General features: G+C 46.8%; 1 tRNA gene and 2 rRNA genes. All 3 read right to left on the bottom strand.

Annotated features, from left to right (window positions below):
* Window positions 1–105: ribosomal RNA gene (locus tag ACHB7C_RS20745) — 23S ribosomal RNA — on the bottom strand; the annotation flags it as partial.
* A 357-nt stretch (window positions 106–462) separates the two neighbouring features.
* Window positions 463–538 (bottom strand) — tRNA-Glu (locus ACHB7C_RS20740).
* 133 nt (window positions 539–671) lie between these two features.
* Window positions 672–755, bottom strand: a 16S ribosomal RNA gene (locus ACHB7C_RS20735); the annotation flags it as partial.

The raw sequence follows: 755 nt of genomic DNA, 5'->3' as shown, positions 1-755 counted from the left end.
GGTATAACGGTTCATATCACCTTACCGACGCTTATCGCAGATTAGCACGTCCTTCATCGCCTCTGATTGCCTAGGCATCCACCGTGTACGCTTAGTCGCTTAACCTCACAACCCGAAGGTGTCTTCTTATCAGACGACACTTAACGTCATGGCTGTGCGTGGTGAACTTCTTCGTTGGGTAGTGCTCGCAATGCTCACGTACTATTGTACGCTGCGCTTGCTGTGCGCTAGCCGCCTTGAATTTCACACTGCTCGCTCATGCCACTCGTTTGTGTGTTTGAAAAACACTTCAAGTTGAGATTTTTGAGAGACTCTCACATTGTTTAAGCGATAAACAATGTGCGTTGTTTTCAATTTTCAGCTTGTTCCAGATTGTTAAAGAGCATAATTGTTAAACCAACTACAACGTAATTGGCTTAATCATTATTGGGGACATCGTCTTTCACTCGATATCGGCGCAATTGGCGTCCCCTAGGGGATTCGAACCCCTGTTACCGCCGTGAAAGGGCGGTGTCCTAGGCCTCTAGACGAAGGGGACACAAGATATTGCACATACTGCTGCGGTATCTCATGCAAGTCCTACTCTTTCAAGTAAGTCTCCCACGTATAGCCTATTGCTCTACTTTCTATCAGACAATCTGTGTGAGCACTTCACAAAAACACTTCAATGGTAAGGAGGTGATCCAACCGCAGGTTCCCCTACGGTTACCTTGTTACGACTTCACCCCAGTCATGAATCACAAAGTGGTAAGCGC

Origin of the sequence: Providencia sp. 2024EL-00732 (genome assembly GCF_044006275.1) — a bacterium.
Classification (GTDB): Bacteria; Pseudomonadota; Gammaproteobacteria; order Enterobacterales; family Enterobacteriaceae; genus Providencia; species Providencia huashanensis.
The sequence above is the reverse complement of the archived record's forward strand: the minus strand, read 5'-3'. Positions and strand labels throughout refer to the sequence as shown.